Raw genomic sequence first — 20186 nt, 5'->3', positions numbered from 1 at the left:
AGTCAGAGGATGATGTAACTATGTCAGAGAATTTGAGAAGCCAAGTAGTGACGCAAGGAGTGCAGCGATCGCCAAATCGGGCTATGCTACGTGCAGTTGGTTTTAAAGATGAAGATTTCAACAAAGCCATTGTCGGTATTGCCAACGGTTACAGCACCATTACGCCCTGCAATATGGGGATAAATCAGCTGGCGCAAAGGGCAGAGGTGGGGATAAAAACCGCCGGGGCGATGCCACAAATGTTCGGCACGATTACCATTAGCGACGGGATTTCGATGGGAACAGAAGGGATGAAATATTCCCTAGTGTCGCGGGAAGTCATCGCTGATTCCATTGAAACCGCCTGTACCGGACAAAGTATGGATGGTGTACTAGCCATTGGCGGTTGTGATAAAAATATGCCAGGGGCAATGATTGCAATGGCCCGGATGAATATCCCGGCAATATTTGTCTACGGTGGCACAATTAAACCCGGTCATTACAACGGACGCGATTTAACTGTTGTCAGTTCTTTTGAAGCTGTTGGTCAATACAGTGCTGGAAAAATTGACGAAAAGGAATTATTAGAAGTTGAAGGTCGGGCTTGTCCTGGTGCTGGTTCCTGTGGGGGAATGTTCACAGCTAACACCATGTCTTCAGCATTTGAAGCGTTGGGGATGAGTTTACCCTATTCTTCAACAATGGCAGCCGAAGATGCCGAAAAAGCCGACAGCACGGAAAAATCGGCATCTGTGCTAGTCGAAGCTATCCGTAAACAAATCTTGCCCCGCCAAATTATCACCCGCAAATCTATAGAGAATGCTATCTCTGTGATTATGGCAGTGGGTGGTTCGACGAATGCAGTGCTGCACTTTTTAGCGATCGCTCGTGCCGCTGAGGTAGATTTAACTATAGACGACTTTGAAACAATCCGCGCCCGTGTTCCCGTTTTGTGTGATTTAAAACCAAGTGGTAAATATGTCGCTACAGATTTGCACAAAGCTGGTGGCATTCCCCAAGTAATGAAGATGCTACTTGTGCATGACTTATTACACGGTGATAGCCTGACCATTAGCGGGCAAACCATTGCAGAGATATTAGCAGACATCCCCGAAGAACCATCTGTCAATCAAGATGTGATTCGGACTTGGAATAATCCAATGTATGCTCAAGGACATTTAGCCATCCTCAGAGGTAATCTGGCAACAGAAGGGGCTGTCGCTAAAATTACTGGCGTGAAAAAACCAGTAATTACCGGGCCTGCAAGAGTATTTGAATCCGAAGAAGCCTCTTTAGATGCAATTTTGGCGGGTAAGATTCAAGCTGGTGATATTCTAATCATCCGCTATGAAGGGCCTAAGGGCGGCCCTGGAATGCGAGAAATGTTGGCTCCCACCTCAGCAATTATCGGTGCTGGTTTGGGTGATGCGGTGGGATTAATTACCGACGGACGCTTTTCTGGCGGTACTTACGGCATGGTGGTTGGTCATGTTGCTCCAGAAGCAGCAGTTGGTGGTGCGATCGCGCTTGTAGAAGAAGGCGATAGTATTACTATTGATGCACCCGCTCGTTTATTGCAGTTGAATATATCTGAAGAAGAATTGGCTCGTCGTCGTGCTAACTGGCAACCTCCGGCTCCCCGTTACACTAAAGGCGTGTTGGCGAAATATGCCAAATTAGTATCTTCTAGTAGTCTTGGTGCTGTGACAGATTTGGATTTGTTCAATAACTAGTTATTAAGCCAATAGCCATTTAAGTTTCACTTTTAAAGTTTTGAGGAGTCAGGAGCCAGAATAAAGATGCCTCCTGACTCTCTACTTCCAGCTAGATTCAGCGCTGTTGACAAGCTTCTTTAGATTTAAAGAAGGGCAAATGCTTTTGGCGTTAATGAGATTTTTCCTTTAGTACTATAAGTGTTTACAAGCTGCTCTAAGGATTCAACAGCATTGTCCTGAAGGATGAAATAGTTAGCTTGGTTACTGATAATCAGCGATAGCTCAGTTGCCCATTGCTCATAGTTGGAACTACCAATAATACCGATAGAAGACTGAATATAGTTAACAAGAATGCTGTTATTGAGACCAAAGCCACCTTCACCCCAGATGCAAGCACATTGCAGCAAATACTCGTAGTCCGCGAATACTTGAAACTGGGGGTTCCATCTAGGAGCATTGCTTCGGTAGTGGACGAAACCATTGCTGTCGAATATCTCTTGTTGCCATAGAAGCTGCTGTAAGGAGCAGCAATTGCTAGGCGAAACAAACGGCTTTCCTTGGCGAATAACACTACCATTACGGATGACATCGCGGCGGCGCTGCTGTCTTGCCATGCTGTATCGGACATTGGGATGTTGTTCAAAGTACTGCCGCATTGACGCAACAAATTCAGGAGCAATGCTATTGTCATCGTCCAGGTATGAAACAATGTCACCACCAGCTGCATCTAGTCCCAGGTTACGAGCGTAGCACAAGCCAAAGCCACTGCTCGGTTCAGGGTGTTCCATTTCAATATAACTGATGGGGAAATCAGCTTTTGTCCTAATGCTAGAGATAATATCTTTGGTATCAGGATTAGCGCCATCATTGATGACGATCCACTCGAAATTGCGGTCAGTTTGACTTTGAATGCTTGGCAGTGCAGTAGATGCAAGCTGCATAGGTCTATTGTAGGTTGCAGTGATAATTGATAGTTTCAAAGCTCCATACCTCTAGTTCAATTGGTTCTGGTTCAGTTGAATCTGCCGTTAAGGAGGTTGACCGTCAAACAAAAATTTCCGGGGCACAATGGAAACGAGAAAATGTGCCTCAAGTCCTAGCCCATCGCTGTACTGACCTCAATGGATTATTGTCGGTTTGAGCCACTTTAAAAATTGAGATGCTCCCATTGCAATCACTAAGATATCTCTGAGTTGATGTTTTTTGGTTCGCTCTACTCTTGGGTCTTTGATGTCTTCAAAATGCTTGACTAAACTCTTTTGAATAGCTTCAGAGGCTAAACGCAGCAACAGGTCTACCTCACCTTCATGACTATAGTACCGCAAGGCGGAATTAAAAATTAAAAATTAAAAATTAAAAATGAAGACAGCGTAAGGGTTTTGTTGATTGGGAATGGGTGGTTTATTTACGCCGTGCTGTAATAGCTATATCTGCTTAACTTGCTTAACTTGCTTAACTTGCTTAACTTGCTTAAATGTTTTATTGAATGTCTTCTTAAATGTCTTAACTGGTATTGTGTTTGATTTAAAAAACTGAGATTATCTATTTATTGTATGTATAACTACAAAATATAAATCATTTTTTTAATTTTTTACCTTATTTTAAGACTGGTTGAGATGCTTTTATTAAACATATTTTTTATATAAAAGTAATTAATTAGAATAAGATTTATGACTGAACAAGATTTATTAAAACACATATATAAGCAGAAAATTGTTATCGCGGCAACGTTTACAAGTGAAATAGTTGAGGATTTCCTGTCATATTGGTTCCAAGAAATAGGAATTCCTTATTCAATAGAGTTTGCTCCTTACAATCAGGTATTTCAAGAACTTCTCAATCCAGCCAGTCTTTTGGCTAACAATCAAAATGGAGTCAATGTAGTTTTGGTTAGGTTTGAGGATTGGGAAGGAACCAAGAATCGTCTGCAATTAAGAGTTGACGATTATTTAAAAGAAGAAATTTTTGGCGATCGCTTACGCCACACCTTACCAAATCACTTAGAAATAGCTCACCTTAATCAGTACGAAACCGAGTATCTGTATCAAGAAATTTTTGGCGATCGCGTCTATTTAAAGCATGGAATTGTTTTCAATGAAGATGACTGCATAATTGATGTCGGAGCGAATATTGGTCTATTTACTTTATTTGCCCAACAAAAATCCCCAAAAGGGACTATTTATGCTTTTGAACCTGCACCTCACGCCTTTGACAAGTTACAGACTAATGCCAAGCTATATTGTCAAAATACCCATCTTTTTAACTGTGGATTAGGTGGCGAGTCCAGAGAAGAAACCTTCACTTTCTACCCTCGCTCCTCAGTTTTCTCAAGTTTTGCAGCTGATACAGAGCAAGATGAAAAAGCTATTCGCTCAGTCATTATTAATATGCTGCAACGCGATAATTCTCTGGATGAAAAGTCGTTAGAAAGCCTAGCTGATGAATTTCTCAAGGATAGACTAGAGCAAGAAACTTATCAGGCTCAACTGCGAACTCTTTCAGAAATTATCGAAGAATACAAGATTGAAAAGATTGATTTACTGAAACTAGATGCTGAAAAAAGCGAGTTAGCAATTCTCCAAGGTATTCAAGACAATCACTGGCCACTGATTAAACAGATAGTCATGGAGGTGCATGACCAAGAAGGCAGTACGCTTAAACAGGTCATGCGCTTGCTTGAAGACAAAGGCTTTAATTTTGTTGTCGATGAAGAGTCTCTGCTACACGGTTCAGGACTCTTTAATATTTACGCTACTCGCCTCAACCAGAATCACAACTCAGGATCACAACAACTTGGGAAAGACTTAGCCCAACTAGAGCAAACCGTTAAGGATTTTGGCAGTGCTTTGAAAACTGCAACAACGCGATCGCCAATTCCTTACTTGGTCTGTATCTGTCCTCCCTCTCCAACTAATGAGGCAGCAAGTAACATCTTCCATGAGAAGATGCAAGAATTATTAGCAGATGAACTCAAGAATTTAAGTAATGCATACTTGATAAAAAGCCAAGAATTAACCAGTACCTACCCCGTAAAAGAGTACTATGACCCCTACGGTGACGAACTAGGGCATATTCCTTACACGCCGACCTTTTTCTGTGCCTTGGGGACAATGCTGGCGCGGAAAATCTTTGCTTTGAAAAGCTCTCCTTGCAAGGTGATTGCTCTTGATTGCGACTACACCCTATGGAGTGGTGTTTGTGGAGAGGATGGAGTTGCTGGAGTGAAAATTGATCCGCCATTTCGAGGGCTACAAGAATTTATCGTTGCACAGCAAGCAGCAGGAAAGTTGATATGTTTGTGTAGTAAGAATCAAGAAGAGGATGTGTTTGCAGTCTTTGACCAACATCAAGATATGGTGCTTAAGCGCCATCATCTCGTTAATTGGCGCATTAACTGGCAATCAAAATCGGAGAATCTGAAAGCTTTAGCTGACGAACTGCAACTGAGTTTAGATAGCTTCATCTTCATTGATGACAATCCAGTTGAGTGTGCTGAAGTTAGAGCAAACTGTCCAGAAGTTCTGACATTACAACTTCCAGAACAACCCGATCGCATCCCGCAATTTTTACAGCATATTTGGGCTTTTGACCAACTCCAAACCACCCAAGAAGACCAACAAAGAACTAATCTCTATCAACAGAATGTCCAGCGCCAGCGTTTGCAACAAGATTCTCTCTCCTTTAGCGATTTCCTAGCCCAACTGAATTTAGAAATTGAGATTTCGCCAATGCAAAACGAGCAACTTTCACGGGTTGCTCAACTTACCCAACGCACCAATCAGTTTAACCTCACAACAATCCGACGGTCTGAGGTTGAAATTCAACAACTTTGTAATTTAGAAAGGTTAGAGTGTCGGGTAGTCAAGGTAAAAGACCGCTTTGGAGATTATGGCTTAGTCGGTCTGCTCTTATTTGAATCTCAAGAAAATGCACTATCTGTAGATACATTTTTGCTTAGTTGTCGGGTACTTGGTCGGGGTGTGGAGCATAAAATGCTTGCCTATTTGGGAACTCTTGCTCAAGAAAGAGGATTGGAACGAGTCAAGCTTTTCTATACACCTACGAAGAAGAATCAACCAGCTTGGGATTTTCTGGTTAGTATTGGTAGACAATTTCAGCAGGAGAAAGATGGTGGTTGGTTATTCGAGTTGCCATCTCAAACCGCATCCGAAAGTAATTTATTACATATATCCGATGTAGATACCGTAGTTAAAGAGTCTCATCGAAGTCTAAGAGAAACAGCCTCGTCCGAATCAAATAGAGTACATATATCCGATATAGATATCGTAGTTAAAGAAGCTGTAAAAGCAACCTCGTCCGAATCCGATAAAGTACTTATATCAGACAGATTTACCGTAGATAGAAATCCCAATCAAGAACCAAAATCTGATAGCTCAGTAAAAATAGCCTCCTTTGCAGACTTCTTTGAGCGCATTGCTCGGAATCTCTACAGTCCCGAACTCATCCTCAAAGAGATTGCATCACGACAACAGCGCCAACGTCCTCAGTTAGATATAGAATTTGTTGCTCCTCGCACTCCTATAGAGAAGGCGATCGCACATTTATTCGCAGAAGCCCTCAAACTAGACAAAGTAGGTATTGATGATAACTTCTTTGAACTAGGTGGCGACTCGATTCGAGGAGCGATTCTAATTAATAAACTGCAAGCACAACTAAACGAGATTATTCATTTTGTTGTCCTATTTGATACTAAGACAGTTGCTAAACTAGCAGCTTACATAGAAGAACACTACCCACAAACAGCAGCAAAACTCCTGGGTAAGGAAATAACTGCAATTAGTGAAATACCACAAGAGCGTATTGATGAAGCTAAAGTTTTGCAAATGCGATCGCTTATTCCCTCCATTGCTCCCCCAATAGATGACGACGCAATCAAAAACCCGCCAGCTATCTTTATCCTCTCGCCTCATCGCAGTGGTTCTACCTTACTGCGCGTCATCCTGGGGGGAAATCCGCAGTTGTTCGCGCCTCCAGAATTGGAACTGCTGACGTTCAATACACTTGGGGAACGAAAAGCAGCGTTTTCTGGACGTTACAGCTTTTGGATGGAAGGGACGATTCGGACAATTATGCAAATCCGTGGGTGCAGTCCAGAAGAGGCGATCGCACTTATGGAAGAATTGGAAGCAAAAAATCTTACTACTAAGCAGTTCTACCAACTTATACAGCGATCGCTGGGTGATAAAATCTTGGTAGATAAGACCCCCTCCTACTCCATAGATTTAGAGACCCTCAAACGAGCGGAGATAAACTTCCAAAACCCACTCTACATACACCTTGTGCGTCATCCTTATGCAACGATGCGCTCTTATGAAGAAGCTAGAGTAGAGCAAACATTTCCATATCAACATCCCTTCAATAGGCGAGAACTCGCTGAACTCGTTTGGTTAATTAGCCATCAAAATATTCTCGAATTCTTGCAACAAGTTCCCCAAGAACGCCAGTATCAAGTCAAATTTGAAGACATAGTTAGCCAGCCGCAGACAAGTGTTGAGGGCTTATGTCAATTTTTAGGGGTGGAATTCCATCCTGATATGCTGCAACCATACAAAGAGAAAAAGCAGCGTATGACCGATGGGATTTATGCCCAGTCTAGAATGGTGGGGGATGTGAAATTCCATGAACATCAGAGTATTAATGCTAGCACCGCAGATAGTTGGAAGCAGTATTACAGCACTGACTTCTTAAGTGATGTAGCTTGGCGAGTAGCAGAATCTTTGGGATATCAAAAACAGGGAATAGGGAATAGGGAACAGGGAATAGATAGTAAACGTGCTATTGCGAGAGTTAGTCGGGGAAATCAAACAGAATCTCAGACTTTCCCTGTTTCTTTCGCCCAGCAACGCCTATGGGTTTTGGCACAATTGGAGCCGGACAACCCTTTCTATAATATGTTTAAGGCTGTTCGTCTTAACGGGCGTATAGATATAGAAGTTTTAGAACGCAGCCTCAACGAGATTATCCGCCGGCACGAAATTCTACGGACTACTTTTAGTGCGGTGGAGGGAACGCCTGTACAAGTAATTGCTCCCCACGCAACGATGAAACTCTCGGTTGTAGACTTGCAACAATTGTCAGGACAAGAACAGTCAGAACAATTGCAACTTTTAGCAACCCAAGATCAATTACAACCCTTTGGCCTCACCAAAGGACTGTTGCTGCGAGTCACCTTAGTACAACTCAAGTCAGAGTCTTATGCTTTGTTATTGACCATGCACCATATCATTGGTGATGGTTGGTCAATGGGAGTATTTATCAAAGAATTGTCGAGTTTGTATCAAGGTTTCTTGGTCGGCAAACCTTCTCCCCTCCCACAACTACCGATTCAATACGCAGATTTTACGATTTGGCAACGCCAATGGTTGCAAGGAAAAGCACTACAAACTTCAATCAACTACTGGACGCAACAATTAGCAGACGCACCACCTCTTTTGGAACTACCTACGGATAGGCCTCGTTCTTCTGTACAAACTTTCCGGGGTTGGTGTTTTTCCTTCCAGCTAGATGCAAAACTGACGGCATCGCTGAAAGAACTCAGCCACAGGTCAGGAACTACCTTATTTATGACCTTGATGGCGGCTTATGCGACTCTACTATTCCGTTACAGTGGTCAGCAAGATATTCTGCTAGGAACACCGATCGCTAGCCGCAACCATCAAGAAATAGAAGGGTTAATTGGCTTTTTTGTCAATACCTTGGTGATGCGAACTCGACTAGAAGATAATCCGAGTTTCTCAAAACTACTAACGCAAGTACGTTCTACTTGTATGGATGCCTACGCCAACCAAGACGTACCCTTTGAACAGATTGTTGAAGCTTTGCAAATAGAGCGTAGTCTCAGCCACAGTCCCCTATTTCAGGTGATGTTTGCATTGCAGAATGCGCCAATGGAGCAATTAGAAACGCCTGAATTAGCTGTTACTCCTCTACATCTAGATAACGTTAATGCCAAGTTTGACCTCACATTACAAATGTGGGAACAAGATAACTGCTTACAAGGGTTCTGGCAATATAACACCGATTTATTCGATGAAGATAGAATCGCTCGCATGACTGGTCATTTCCAGACATTATTAGCGGGAATTGTGGCAAATCCTCAAGCATCAGTAGGTACATTGCCATTGCTAACTGAGCGTGAACGTCATCAATTGCTAGTGGAATGGAATGATACTCACATACCATATCCCGACACTAAATGTATCCATCAAGTGTTTGAGGAACAGGTAGAACAAAACAGTAATGCGATCGCTGTGGTGTATGAGGATGAGTCTCTGACATATCGGGAATTGAACGATCGCGCCAATCAATTAGCGCATTATCTACAAAGCTTGGGAGTTGGAACAGAAATACTGGTAGGGATTTGCGTTGAGCGATCGCTACAGATGATTATCGGAATGCTGGCAATTCTCAAAGCGGGTGGTGCTTATGTTCCTCTAGACTCCAGCTATCCTGAAGAACGCTTGGCTGATATGCTGAATGATTCTCAGGTATCAATACTACTGACTCAAGAACAGTTATTAGCACAGATGCCGAAAACTAACGCTAAAGTAGTATATTTAGATACTGATTGGGATGAGTTAATTAGCAAATATAGTCCAGATAATCCCACCAGTAAGATATCGAATCATAATCTTGCTTATGTAATTTATACCTCTGGTTCTACAGGAAAGCCGAAAGGCATAGGCGTTACTCATCAAGCTGTGAATCGGTTAGTTTGTAACACTAACTACGTGAAGTTAACAGCTAATCACCGAGTTGCTCAAGCCTCGAATGCAGCTTTTGATGCTGCTACCTTTGAAATTTGGGGAGCTTTGCTTAATGGAGCTAGGCTAGTAGGTATTACTAAAGAAGTCCTGCTTTCGCCGCCACAACTAGCTACACAACTGCAAAACCAGCAGATTGACTTTTTGTTTGTTACTACAGCTTTATTCAACCAGTTGGTAAGTCAAGTACCGGGAATCTTTAAAAATCTCCAAACTGTTCTATTTGGTGGAGAAGCAGTAGAACCAAACTGGGTGCGGACAGTACTGCAAAATCAGCCTCCAAAGCGACTGCTTCACGTTTACGGCCCAACAGAAAATACTACTTTCTCTTCCTGGTATTTAGTCCAGGAAGTACCAGAAGGCGCAACAAATTTGCCAATTGGGAAACCAATTGCTAATACGCAAATCTATATTCTGGATCGTCATCTCCAACCTGTACCGATTGGCGTTCCTGGTGAACTATGTATTGGAGGTGATGGTTTAGCCAGAGGTTATCTCAACCGCCCAGATTTAACCGAGGAAAAGTTTATCTCAAATCCCATTGCTGAAGCACAATTAACTTCTAGCAAAAAGTTGTACAGAACAGGAGACTTAGCGCGTTACTTACCTGATGGAAATATTGAGTTTATTGGTCGCATTGATAACCAAGTTAAAATCCGTGGTTTCCGAATTGAGCTTGCTGAAATTGAGGTGATTTTAACTCAACATCCCCAAGTAGGAGATGCGATTGTCATTGCTAGGGAAGATAAACCAGGAATTAAAAATTTGGCAGCATACTTGATCCCCGAAGGAAAACAGCCAATTAGTAGCGAGTTGCGATCGTTCCTCAAAGAAAAGCTCCCCGACTACATGGTTCCTGCATCCTTCACAGTTCTGGAGGTATTGCCAATTACCCCCAATGGTAAAGTAGACCGTCGTGCCTTACCAGTACCAGAGTTGGAGTTAAATGACTCAACTGGCTTTGTCTCTCCCCGTACCGACGTTGAAAAAATCTTGGTAAAAATTTGGCAAGATGTTTTACGATTAAAACAAGTTTGTATTCACAACAACTTTTTTGAATTGGGTGGGGATTCCATTATTGGAATCCAAATTATCGCCAAAGCAAATCTTGCTGGATTAAAACTAACTCCAAAACAGCTATTTCAGCACCAAACCATTGCTGAATTAGCTGCTGTAGCTGTGACAACTACCTCTAAGGAGGCAGAACAGGGCTTAGTTAAGGGCATTGTTCCCCTAACACCAATTCAGCATTGGTTCTTTGAGCGAAATTTACCCGAACCCCATCACTTTAACCAATCTGTTCTGCTAGAAGTTCCGCCAAACATACAAGCGGAATTATTAGAGCAAGCATTACAAAAGCTGGTGTACCATCACGATGCTTTACGGCTGCGATTTTTGCAGCAAGCAGCGCAATGGCAACAGTACAACAGTGATGTGTGCAATGCAATATCCTTAGTCAAGGATGATTTATCCAACCTGACTCAAGCAGAACAATCAAAAGCCATTGAGTTAAAGGCAGATGAAATACAGCGATCGCTAAATTTAACAGATGGGTCGTTGCTACGGATTGTACTATTTAACTTAGGCAAATCTTCCCCTGGACGGTTGCTCATCGTTATCCATCACTTGGCTGTAGATGGGATTTCCTGGCGGATTTTGCTGGAAGATTTAGCTGGGGCATACAAACAGTTAGATAGTGGGAACAACATCCAACTCCCTGCAAAAACAACTTCCTTCAAAGATTGGGCAATCAAATTGCAGGATTATGCCAGTACTCAAGGACTGCACTCAGAGCTAGATTACTGGCTGCACTCAAGGTCATTCGCAGTTGCTCCTTTACCGTTAGATTACCCTGCTGTTGCCTCAGCAAACACTGTCGGTTCAAGTCGTGTTGTTTCTGTATCACTGAGCAGAGAACAGACTCGCACCCTGTTACAGGATGTCCCTGGAGCCTACAATACCCAGATTAACGATGTACTCTTGACCGCATTAGTACAAAGTTTTGCTGGATGGACAGGCTATGACTCCCTACTGATTGAATTAGAAGGTCACGGACGGGAGGACTTGTTTGAGGATATAGATTTGTCCCGGACAGTAGGCTGGTTTACCAGTTTATTCCCCGTTTGCTTAAAACTTGGAAACCTTCACCATCCTGGAGAGGCTCTCAAGTCGGTTAAGGAGCAACTGCGAGGTATCCCCAACCGAGGTATTGGCTATGGCATCCTACGGTATCTGAGCAACGATGCAACCATACACAAGCAACTTGGGCTACTCCCTCAAGCTCAAGTTAGCTTCAACTACTTGGGTCAATTCGACCAAACGCACCTAGCGCCCCTTGGTTGGAAATATGCCCAAGAGTCTAGCGGCTCTATTCACAGCCCCAAAGGACAACGCCGCCATTTGTTGAATGTGAATGGATTAGTCATTGAAGGTAGATTGCAGCTGGAGTGGAAATATAGCGAAGCTTTCCATCACCAGGCTACTGTAGAAAATTTGGCTAACAACTATGTGAAAGTCTTAGAAGCTATTATTGACCACTGCTTATCCCCAGAAGCAGGAGGTTATACCCCTTCAGATTTCCCAGAAGTTGGTTTAAGCCAAGAAGCGTTGGACGAACTGCTAGCAGAAATTGAATGAAGTTATTGACAACTCATCTCTATTAAGAGAAGACGTTTCCTCACTTTGTCCTTTGTTTGAATTTTTCACACCAACCATATTCATTATTTATGACAATCTCGAAAGCTACACTCACAACCGCGCGTGATTCAGGAGTTTTAGTTAATAAACTTGCTTCCAAAATCTCCTGCATTTCTTATCAAAGTATGCGTCGGTCTAGCAGAGTATTGAGAGAATTTGTACTTTATTATTTTCCCATTTATAACCTCTCAATGAATGACTTCTTTCGGTTTTATCCCATCTTAGGTTTTATTGAAGCTCTGGTTTATCAAACCGATGATGAAGTTGAAAAACTTCAAGGTGAAGGCTATGGAACACTACAACACTCTCCTTGGCGTTCTAAGCAAGAAATGATCTTGGCTGTTTTAGAAGAGTATAATCTCAAGCATTGTCAGGTTGAATTGTATATGCAGAAGTTGGAAGAATATTTTGAATTAGAAACTCAACTATTAGCAGCCTCTCATGTCACTCATGGAATGATTAAAAAAGCGGCTGAATTACGTTCTTCTGATTATCGGATTTTACATTGTACTTTGTTAAAAATGTTAGGTTTAAATTACCCAGAAGATGAATTAAATGAAGAATTAAGGCTGATGTGGCCTCTGGAAGTTTTAAATGACATTGAAGATGACCTGATGTTTTATTCAGATGATGTAGCAGCTAAACATTATAATACCTACAGAATGTTCGTGAAAGTTTATGGAGAAAAAGCCCCTTATTTCTTAAAGAAAGAGTTAGATTTTTATGAAAGTCTATTTCATAAACAGTTAGGACGATTTTCTGGCATGAAGCGAGATTCTTTCCTCAAACCCTGGAATGCCTATCGTCTAGACCATCCAGTACCAGTCATTCCTGAACCAATTCTGGAAAATTAATATTCACTATTGCTAATGACTAATAGTTAATTGCTAATTATTAATTTATCTATACTATTAGTTATTAGCAGCTTCTTCAGGACGCTTGAAAAATAGATGAGCTTCTTGCTGATGTATACTATTTTGAAAAAGGAGGATTAAAACTCGGAAAACACACTTTTTTAGGCCAGCAGTTTAGTAAAAATGTCAGGGTAGAATGGTGGAACAACAGCGTGGTGTAACAATATGGCTAACTGGTTTGAGTGGTGCTGGTAAAACTACCATCTGTCAATTTTTGGAGACAGAACTGCGATCGCAAGGATATAAAATTGAAGTACTAGACGGCGATGTAGTTCGCCAAAAGTTAAGTAAAGGATTAACTTTCAGCAAGGAGGATCGAGACGAAAATATTCGGCGAATTGGTTTTGTAGCTAACCTGCTAACTAGAAATAATGTGATAGTATTGGTTTCTGTTATCTCGCCATATCGAGCAATTCGAGAAGAAGTTAAAAAACAGATTGGGGATTTTATTGAAGTATACGTCAATGCCCCATTAGAAGTTTGTGAACAACGAGATGTCAAAGGTTTGTATAAAAGAGCCAGGGCTGGCGAAATCAAAAATTTCACTGGAATTGATGATTTATATGAAATACCTCTTGAACCTGATGTTGAATGCAAAACTAATCAAGAAAGTATTTCCCAAAGCGCAAATAAAATTTTGACTAAATTAGAAGATTTAGGGTACATCAATTCTTTATTGTTGCCACAATTCCATAACAATTACTCCCGAATATGATGATCGATTAGGAAAAGCTGAAATGACTTTAGTGAAAGAAAAGGAACTGTGTAAACTTTTTGTTGAAGTGGGACGACAACAATATTTGCTTGTTGCTGTGGGAAATAATCTTGCAAAGAATAATGAGGTAGGATGGACTAGTTTTATCACCGATTTATTATCAGCAAAAGGCAATCCTACTGTTGAAGATATTTATAAATATTTAGTAAATGGAGTTACTGAATATAACCAACAAAATCAGTCAGAAGTCAATATTAAAACTGTTTATAATTACTTTACTGCTAAAATTATTCGTTCAATCTTTGTTGAACCATCGGAACTAGAGAAAAACTGGTATTTTATTTGTGGCGCGGCAGAAATTCCCAAGCCTGGAGATTTTATTACTATTCAGGTTTTTCAGGAACCGTTAGTGGCTGTACGCCAAGCAGATGGAAGGATTCGCGTTTTCCTCAATGTCTGCACTCATCGCCAAGCACCAGTCTTTGAAGGTCACGGTTGTGTAAATGTAGATAAATCGGTTCTTTGTCCTTATCATGGATGGGCTTATGGTATAGATGGTCATTGCAAGAATGCACCAGGGGCAAATAGAGGAGAGTTTGGTGCTGATTTTGATTTGACAAACTACAGTTTGCAGGAGTTTGAGGTCAAAATTGATGAAAATCAGGGGATTTTTGCCAAGCTTTCAGAAAATAGTCATCTCAAGCAAGAATCACAACCTGAAAGCCATCAAAATATCGGGGTAGAAATTATAAATCTGCTTAATTCTGTGAGTCCAGGCTATGCAGATGGAGAAAGCGCCACACTTCCAGAACAAATCCGCCTCTGGTTGAGAATTGGTTATTTAGAAGAGAATATAAAACAGCTAATTGTAGAGATTACCTCAGAAGGAAGAAGCGATCGCCACCAATTAATATTAGAGTCATTGATTGCGGAACTCAAACACGTTATCCTGACTGTTGATAGTGATGGGTCAACCCCAGAACTAAATGAAGTGCTGCAACGAGTTTACAGCAATGACGATCAAAAGCAAATCATTGGAAAGTCTATTGAGTATTCCAAAATTGATGCTGATGACATAGAATATCCCGAATCATCTGAAAGAAGGCAAGCATTGCCAATCTGGATTTATGGCGATGCAGCATTGTTTGCGCTGGAAGTTGAGCATTTAATTAAACCAACTTGGCAATTTGTTTGCCATATCAACGAAGTTCCACAACCGGGAAACTTCACTTGGCTGGATATTGTTGGTGAACGAGCCTACGTCATCCGCACTGCAAGCGGTGAATTGTTCGCTGGCAAACTTCAGGATGTCACACAACGGGGAAGCTATCCAAAATTTGGTTTACCCAACTACGGTTTAGAACCCATCGATATTGACATTTTTTATGGATTTATTTTCATTCGCTTTAGTTGGGAAGGCTCAAGATTAGCCGATAGTTGGTATTTACCTGGGTTATTAGAACCCTACCAATTGGAAGATATGCAGCCGATTGGTGGAGTTGGTCGCTATGACATTAATGTTGAGGTGGATTACAAACTGTTGTGGGAAAACTTCTTAGAAGATTACCACTTTCCCATGATGCACAAAGGTTTAACTCGTCGGTTTGGAGTGTCGAGTGATTGTGAAGGCATCAACGGCATGATTATTCCGATGCGCGATCCGGCTTCACCCAGCTTAACCCCAATCGAGCGACAATATTATGATTGCGCCAAAGCGATCGCTCGGCATTCTTGGGAGCGTGAGCAGGAATTACAAGATTTTGCTGCTGAAAACGATTCTTTGCCCGAAACGCTATGTTTTTCAGCCTTCTGCTCAATGTCAGCGCAAGAAGAAATCCCAATGCCTTTTTCTTTGAGCGTATTTCCCGAACACGTCCAAACTTTTTCCTTAGTTCCCGCCGGGCCAAGAGAGTGCCGTTTTCATGTTCGCAGTTATGGTCATGTTCTTGACCCAAACGATCCTCACAGTAAAGCCATTGAAGAGGCGCGGCTAGCGAACATCCAACTGCTTTTGGAATCGTTACATGAGGACATTCGCGTTAACTACATCTGTCAAGACAGCGTTTCCTCGCGGCTGTTTGAAAAAATCGGAGTATTTAGTATTGCCGAATTTGATGTTGCTAAGTTTCAGGAGGCTATTTACACCAAACTACCAATAACCCGTCGTCAACGGAAACCATTATGACTACCACTATCCCATCAGTCAATGCTGTAACTGAAATTGAGACTCGCAAAGCCGACCATCTACGTGTCTGCTTAGAAGAAGATGTCCAATGTCAGCACGTAACTAATGGATTTGAGTGCTATCGCTTTACTCATGATTGTCTGCCGGAAATTAACCGCAGTGACATTAATCTGCAAACTACCTTCCTGGGGAAAAATCTTGGCGCTCCCCTACTGATTTCTTCCATGACAGGGGGAACCGAATTGGCGCAGCTAGTCAACACTCGTTTAGCAACTGTTGCTCAACGCTACCGATTAGCAATGGGAGTTGGTTCGCAACGAATTGTGATTGAACAGCCTCATTTAGCTTCTACCTTTGCCGTGCGCTCCTTTGCTCCTGACATTTTGTTGTTAGCGAACTTGGGGGCTGTGCAACTAAATTATGGATGTGGACTTGATGATTGCTTACGCCTTGTAGATTCTCTGGAAGCGGATGCACTAATTTTGCATCTCAACCCCCTGCAAGAATGTGTGCAATCACGGGGAGATACAAATTTCCGGGGGCTATTGGGTAAAATTGCCCAACTTTGTCAGCAACTACCTGTTCCGGTTGTTGTCAAAGAAGTGGGAAATGGAATTTCTGCGGCGATGGCACAAAAGTTAATTGATGCAGGAGTTTCAGCTATTGATGTCGCCGGCGCAGGTGGAACTTCATGGGCAAAAGTAGAAAGCCAACGCGCCAAAGATAACAAGCAGCGCCGTTTGGGACAAACTTTTGCTGATTGGGGTTTACCAACCGTCGAGTGCATCAATTCCATCCGGGAGAACGCGCCGACAATTCCCTTGATTGCTTCTGGCGGGTTAATCAATGGATTGGATGTTGCCAAAGCGATCGCTTTAGGAGCCGATTTAGCAGGTTTAGCCCGACCTTTTTTAGAAGCAGCCGTCAAATCGGAAGCCGCCGTTGATGAGTTGGTCGAAGTTCTGATTGCTGAACTCGAAACAGCTTTATTTTGTACTGGCAATGCCAACTTAGCAGAACTAAGAAGTTCTGGAGCATTGCAACGTATATGAATAGGGAATAGGGAATAGGGAAGCAATGTGTGTAATTAATTCTGTTTAGGTACTTTTAACATGAAACTAGATGACTGCAATCAATCAACGCAAAACGCCCTCCACATTCGGGGCATAATTGCGATCGCGATCGTCAGTCTAATATGGGCGACAACCTTCCCACTGACCAAAGATGCAGTCACTAGCTTTTCACCAGCTGTACTCACCGCCAGCCGTTTTACTGTTGCAGCCGCAATATTTACCCCATACTTACGCTCTTTAAACGTTCAAATATTACGTGATGGCACAGTTTTAGGACTTCTACTTTTCGCCTGCTTCGCCTTCCAAGCGATCGGGCTGGAAACTGCCAATGCCAACCGGGGAGGATTCATTTTCAGCCTAAATGTAATTATTGTACCTCTATTGGCAGCGTTATTCGGTCAGCCCTTGCTGATTAAAACTCTACTCGCCGCCGGAGTTGCCCTCACAGGCATTGGTATTATGTGCTGGGAAAATGGCTCTTTAGGCATGGGTGACTTGTTTTTGTTTGCTGAAACCTTCATTTACGGGGTTTATATGCTGGTGCTTCAGGAAACGGCACAACGCCACTCAACCCTATCCCTCACTGCCATCCAACTGTGGATTGTAGCAGTATTAAGTATCGTCTGGGCAGCGCCAGAGATGACCGAGCAATTTGAGACCCTGAACAATAACTATGGCATTGTCCTCTACCTCGCTTTGGTAGGGACTGCTGGTACTACCTGGCTAGAAACAATAGGTCAGCAATGGATTTCAGCTTCCGAGGCGGCGCTATTGTGTACCCTCGATCCGGTACTCACGTCCGTTTTTTCCTTTTGGCTACTTGGTGAGAAGTTTGGAGTACGCGGTTTGATTGGTACGGCTTTGGTACTAACTGCATTGATTTTGAGTCAAAGTAAGTCTCAATATATAGATCGAAAATTAATATTTGGCGCAGAACGTGTTTAAAAATTAGTAATTTTAACTTGATTTTTTCTACTATACGACCTTGATTAAAACGATGCTAAAGTTTTCGATTGAATTTCGACCTCCTATTCCTCCTACAAAAAGTTTGATTATCGGTACATTGGGGCCTAGCGGTACTAGTAGCGACTATGCTTCTAACTATATAATCAAACAATTAGAGTCAGAAGAATTAACTGGAGAAATTCAGTTATTTGATGGTTTTCCAGATGTCAAAGAAGCTTTGCTGCAAGACAAGATTGATCTAGCTCTGGTTCCTCATGCTTACCAAATGATTAATGAGTTTTATATGGAGCCAAGTTTTGATTTAGGTTTCATTTTTATCTATCCTACTCCAGTTTATGGATTAGCTAAGAAGAAAAATACAGAGGTAGTTTTTAAAGGAGCTAGACTTGTTACCCATCCTGCACCTTTACCTTTGTTGTCAAGACTTTTACCAGACTCCGAAGACCAATCAGAAATTCAGGTTGATTTGTCTCCTTCTACTAGCGATGCGGCAATTCAAGTACAAAAGGGTTTAGCTACTCTAGCTATTACTAATAAAAATGCTGTTGATGCTTATGATTTGGAGTTTATTTCCACCTATGGAAAAATCCCTATGAGTTGGTCAATTTTTTATAAAAAATTAGCAGAAAGTCATGTCTAAATTTTTCCCAACTCCCAAAATTACAAAAATTGGTTCAGATGTAGAATTAATAGCATTTGAATGTCAAGACACACTTGTTCAACTAGTGTATCTTGCTCCTGGAGCTAATTTTGCACTACATGAACATCTAGAAAGTCAGATGGGGATGATAATTTCTGGTCGTTTAGAAATGAACGTCAACGGAACTAAAGAAATTATTGAACCGCTACAACAAGCTTACATTGCCAATGCTTATGTTCCTCACGGTTCTGTAAATATTTTTCCAGAAACAGCAATAGTATTCGATGTAAAACGGATCGTAAATTCCTTACCATCAGAAAAAGCAGACGAAGTGTTTCTCAAGGTATCGCCTAAAAAAGATGAAATTACTGGTTTACCATGTCAATCTATTGTTGCTTCTTGGTTTGAGATTGTGATTACTGAAATTCCCCCCGGAGGAATTATCCCAATACAACAATCTGCTAGCGAACAAATGGGAATAATCTTGAATGGACAGTTGATGATGTCTGTGGAAGACGAACAGCAAAGACTAGAATATGGTAGTATTTATTATGCTCCGGTTAATGTGTTTTGTGGAGGATATAATTCCTCTGATGAAGCAGTAACTTTGATTAAAATTTTGATTCAATCTAGTTCTCTTTTATCTTACAAAGAAGTTTCTTTAAGTGAAATAACCGCGCGATCGCTAACTGCTTCTTAAAGGAATATTCATCATGGATTTAGGATTAACACAGAAAGTAGCTTTAGTGACAGGAGCAAGTGCTGGTATTGGTTATAGCGTTGCCCAAAAGCTGGCAGCAGAAGGTTGTCAGTTAATAATTTGTGGGAGAAATTCTGAGCGTTTAGAACAAGCTTATCAAGGTTTGGTTAGTTCTCAAGCAAAAGTTATCCCCATTGTTGCTGATGTTCAAAATGCAAGTGATTCTCAAAAACTAGTACAAGAAGCTCTCAAGCAATTTGGCAAAATTGATATCTTGGTCAATAATTCTCAGGGAGCTACATTTTCTAATGAAGCAGTAGAAAATCTATCTGATGAAGATTGGTCAACTGTTTTTGAAGGCAAGTTAATGGGCTATATTCGCATGACGAATCTGGTGCTACCGACGATGAAAAATCAGCAATGGGGGCGCATTATCAATATTGTTGGCACATCAGGAAAAGAACCTTCTAGTCGTCTTGTTAAATCGGGAGTGTGCAATGCTGCATTAATCAACTTTACTAAAACTGTTGCCACAGAAGTTGCTAAGTGGAATGTTTTAGTTACCTGTGTCAATCCTGGTCTGATTGATACTCCAAGGCATAGAGAATATTTAGAAGTATTCGCCCAAAAGGAAGACCGAAATATTGAGGCGATTATAGAAGGAATAGATAACACAATTCCTATAGGTCGTCGTGGTCTTTCTAGTGAGGTTGCTAATTTAGTTGCTTTTTTAAGTTCGGAATGCGCTAGTTATATAACAGGTGTAACTATTGCAGTAGATGGCGGGTTATCTACAGCAGCTTTTTAAGTAATTTAAT

The 20186-nt window shown here is 41.6% G+C and carries 12 protein-coding genes and 1 pseudogene; 11 read left to right on the top strand and 2 right to left on the bottom strand.

Going from position 1 to position 20186, the window contains the following annotated elements; genetic code table 11:
* Positions 1-20: 20 nt before the first annotated feature.
* A complete protein-coding gene (gene ilvD / locus ACWATR_RS23925) occupies positions 21-1712 on the top strand; it encodes a dihydroxy-acid dehydratase (RefSeq protein ID WP_460337965.1) in 1692 nt (563 codons plus the stop codon).
* Between the two features lie 125 nt (positions 1713-1837).
* Here the strand turns inward: ilvD and ACWATR_RS23920 are convergent, their stop codons facing one another.
* Positions 1838-2674 (bottom strand): glycosyltransferase family 2 protein, encoded by an 837-nt coding sequence (locus ACWATR_RS23920; protein WP_460337962.1) that lies wholly within the window; start codon positions 2672-2674, stop codon positions 1838-1840.
* A 17-nt stretch (positions 2675-2691) separates the two neighbouring features.
* Here ACWATR_RS23920 and ACWATR_RS23915 point away from each other — a divergent pair.
* Positions 2692-2835 (top strand): annotated as a pseudogene (locus ACWATR_RS23915) (ISKra4 family transposase); the annotation flags it as partial.
* Here ACWATR_RS23915 and ACWATR_RS23910 read toward each other — a convergent pair.
* The gene (locus ACWATR_RS23910) at positions 2813-3019 is read right to left on the bottom strand and encodes a transposase family protein (protein ID WP_460337959.1); all 207 of its coding nucleotides are present in this window, start codon (positions 3017-3019) and stop codon (positions 2813-2815) included. The pseudogene ACWATR_RS23915 and the gene ACWATR_RS23910 overlap by 23 nt on opposite strands.
* A gap of 345 nt (positions 3020-3364) precedes the next feature.
* Between ACWATR_RS23910 and ACWATR_RS23905 the strand changes: the two genes are divergently transcribed.
* From ACWATR_RS23905 to ACWATR_RS23865, 9 genes are all read left to right on the top strand, one after another.
* On the top strand, positions 3365-12115 hold the full coding sequence (locus ACWATR_RS23905; RefSeq protein ID WP_460337956.1) for an amino acid adenylation domain-containing protein: 8751 nt from the start codon (positions 3365-3367) through the stop codon (positions 12113-12115).
* A gap of 89 nt (positions 12116-12204) precedes the next feature.
* The gene (locus ACWATR_RS23900; protein ID WP_460337953.1) at positions 12205-13029 is read left to right on the top strand and encodes a hypothetical protein; all 825 of its coding nucleotides are present in this window, start codon (positions 12205-12207) and stop codon (positions 13027-13029) included.
* Positions 13030-13225: 196 nt separating this feature from the next.
* Complete coding sequence (cysC, locus tag ACWATR_RS23895; RefSeq protein ID WP_460337950.1) at positions 13226-13804, top strand: adenylyl-sulfate kinase; 579 nt, start codon at positions 13226-13228, stop codon at positions 13802-13804.
* Positions 13805-13826: 22 nt separating this feature from the next.
* Positions 13827-15989 (top strand): Rieske 2Fe-2S domain-containing protein, encoded by a 2163-nt coding sequence (locus tag ACWATR_RS23890; protein ID WP_460337947.1) that lies wholly within the window; start codon positions 13827-13829, stop codon positions 15987-15989.
* Positions 15986-17041: a type 2 isopentenyl-diphosphate Delta-isomerase gene (fni, locus tag ACWATR_RS23885; protein WP_460337944.1), complete on the top strand. Its 1056-nt coding sequence runs from the start codon at positions 15986-15988 to the stop codon at positions 17039-17041. The genes ACWATR_RS23890 and fni overlap by 4 nt, the downstream gene beginning before the upstream one ends.
* Positions 17042-17101: 60 nt before the next feature.
* Complete coding sequence (locus ACWATR_RS23880; RefSeq protein ID WP_460337941.1) at positions 17102-18007, top strand: DMT family transporter; 906 nt, start codon at positions 17102-17104, stop codon at positions 18005-18007.
* A gap of 52 nt (positions 18008-18059) precedes the next feature.
* Positions 18060-18668, top strand: a complete 609-nt coding sequence (locus ACWATR_RS23875) for a LysR family transcriptional regulator (protein WP_460337938.1) — start codon at positions 18060-18062, stop codon at positions 18666-18668.
* A complete protein-coding gene (locus ACWATR_RS23870; protein WP_460337935.1) occupies positions 18661-19368 on the top strand; it encodes a cupin domain-containing protein in 708 nt (235 codons plus the stop codon). Before ACWATR_RS23875 ends, ACWATR_RS23870 begins: the two co-directional genes overlap by 8 nt.
* A gap of 13 nt (positions 19369-19381) precedes the next feature.
* Entirely contained in the window at positions 19382-20176 is a 795-nt protein-coding gene (locus ACWATR_RS23865) for an SDR family oxidoreductase (protein ID WP_460337932.1), read from the top strand.
* The last annotated feature ends 10 nt before the right edge of the window (positions 20177-20186 follow it).

The sequence above is a fragment of the Nostoc sp. UIC 10890 genome, from assembly GCF_054786515.1.
Note: the sequence above shows the minus strand (reverse complement) of the source record. Positions and strands in the feature narration are given on the sequence as shown.

Coding starts and splice junctions, on each gene's coding strand:
- ACWATR_RS23905 (WP_460337956.1), top strand. CDS start 3,365: ATGACTGAACAAGATTTATTAAAACACATATATAAGCAGAAAATTGTT.
- ACWATR_RS23865 (WP_460337932.1), top strand. CDS start 19,382: ATGGATTTAGGATTAACACAGAAAGTAGCTTTAGTGACAGGAGCAAGT.
- ACWATR_RS23900 (WP_460337953.1), top strand. CDS start 12,205: ATGACAATCTCGAAAGCTACACTCACAACCGCGCGTGATTCAGGAGTT.
- ACWATR_RS23880 (WP_460337941.1), top strand. CDS start 17,102: ATGAAACTAGATGACTGCAATCAATCAACGCAAAACGCCCTCCACATT.
- ilvD (WP_460337965.1), top strand. CDS start 21: ATGTCAGAGAATTTGAGAAGCCAAGTAGTGACGCAAGGAGTGCAGCGA.
- fni (WP_460337944.1), top strand. CDS start 15,986: ATGACTACCACTATCCCATCAGTCAATGCTGTAACTGAAATTGAGACT.
- cysC (WP_460337950.1), top strand. CDS start 13,226: ATGGTGGAACAACAGCGTGGTGTAACAATATGGCTAACTGGTTTGAGT.
- ACWATR_RS23870 (WP_460337935.1), top strand. CDS start 18,661: ATGTCTAAATTTTTCCCAACTCCCAAAATTACAAAAATTGGTTCAGAT.
- ACWATR_RS23890 (WP_460337947.1), top strand. CDS start 13,827: ATGACTTTAGTGAAAGAAAAGGAACTGTGTAAACTTTTTGTTGAAGTG.
- ACWATR_RS23875 (WP_460337938.1), top strand. CDS start 18,060: ATGCTAAAGTTTTCGATTGAATTTCGACCTCCTATTCCTCCTACAAAA.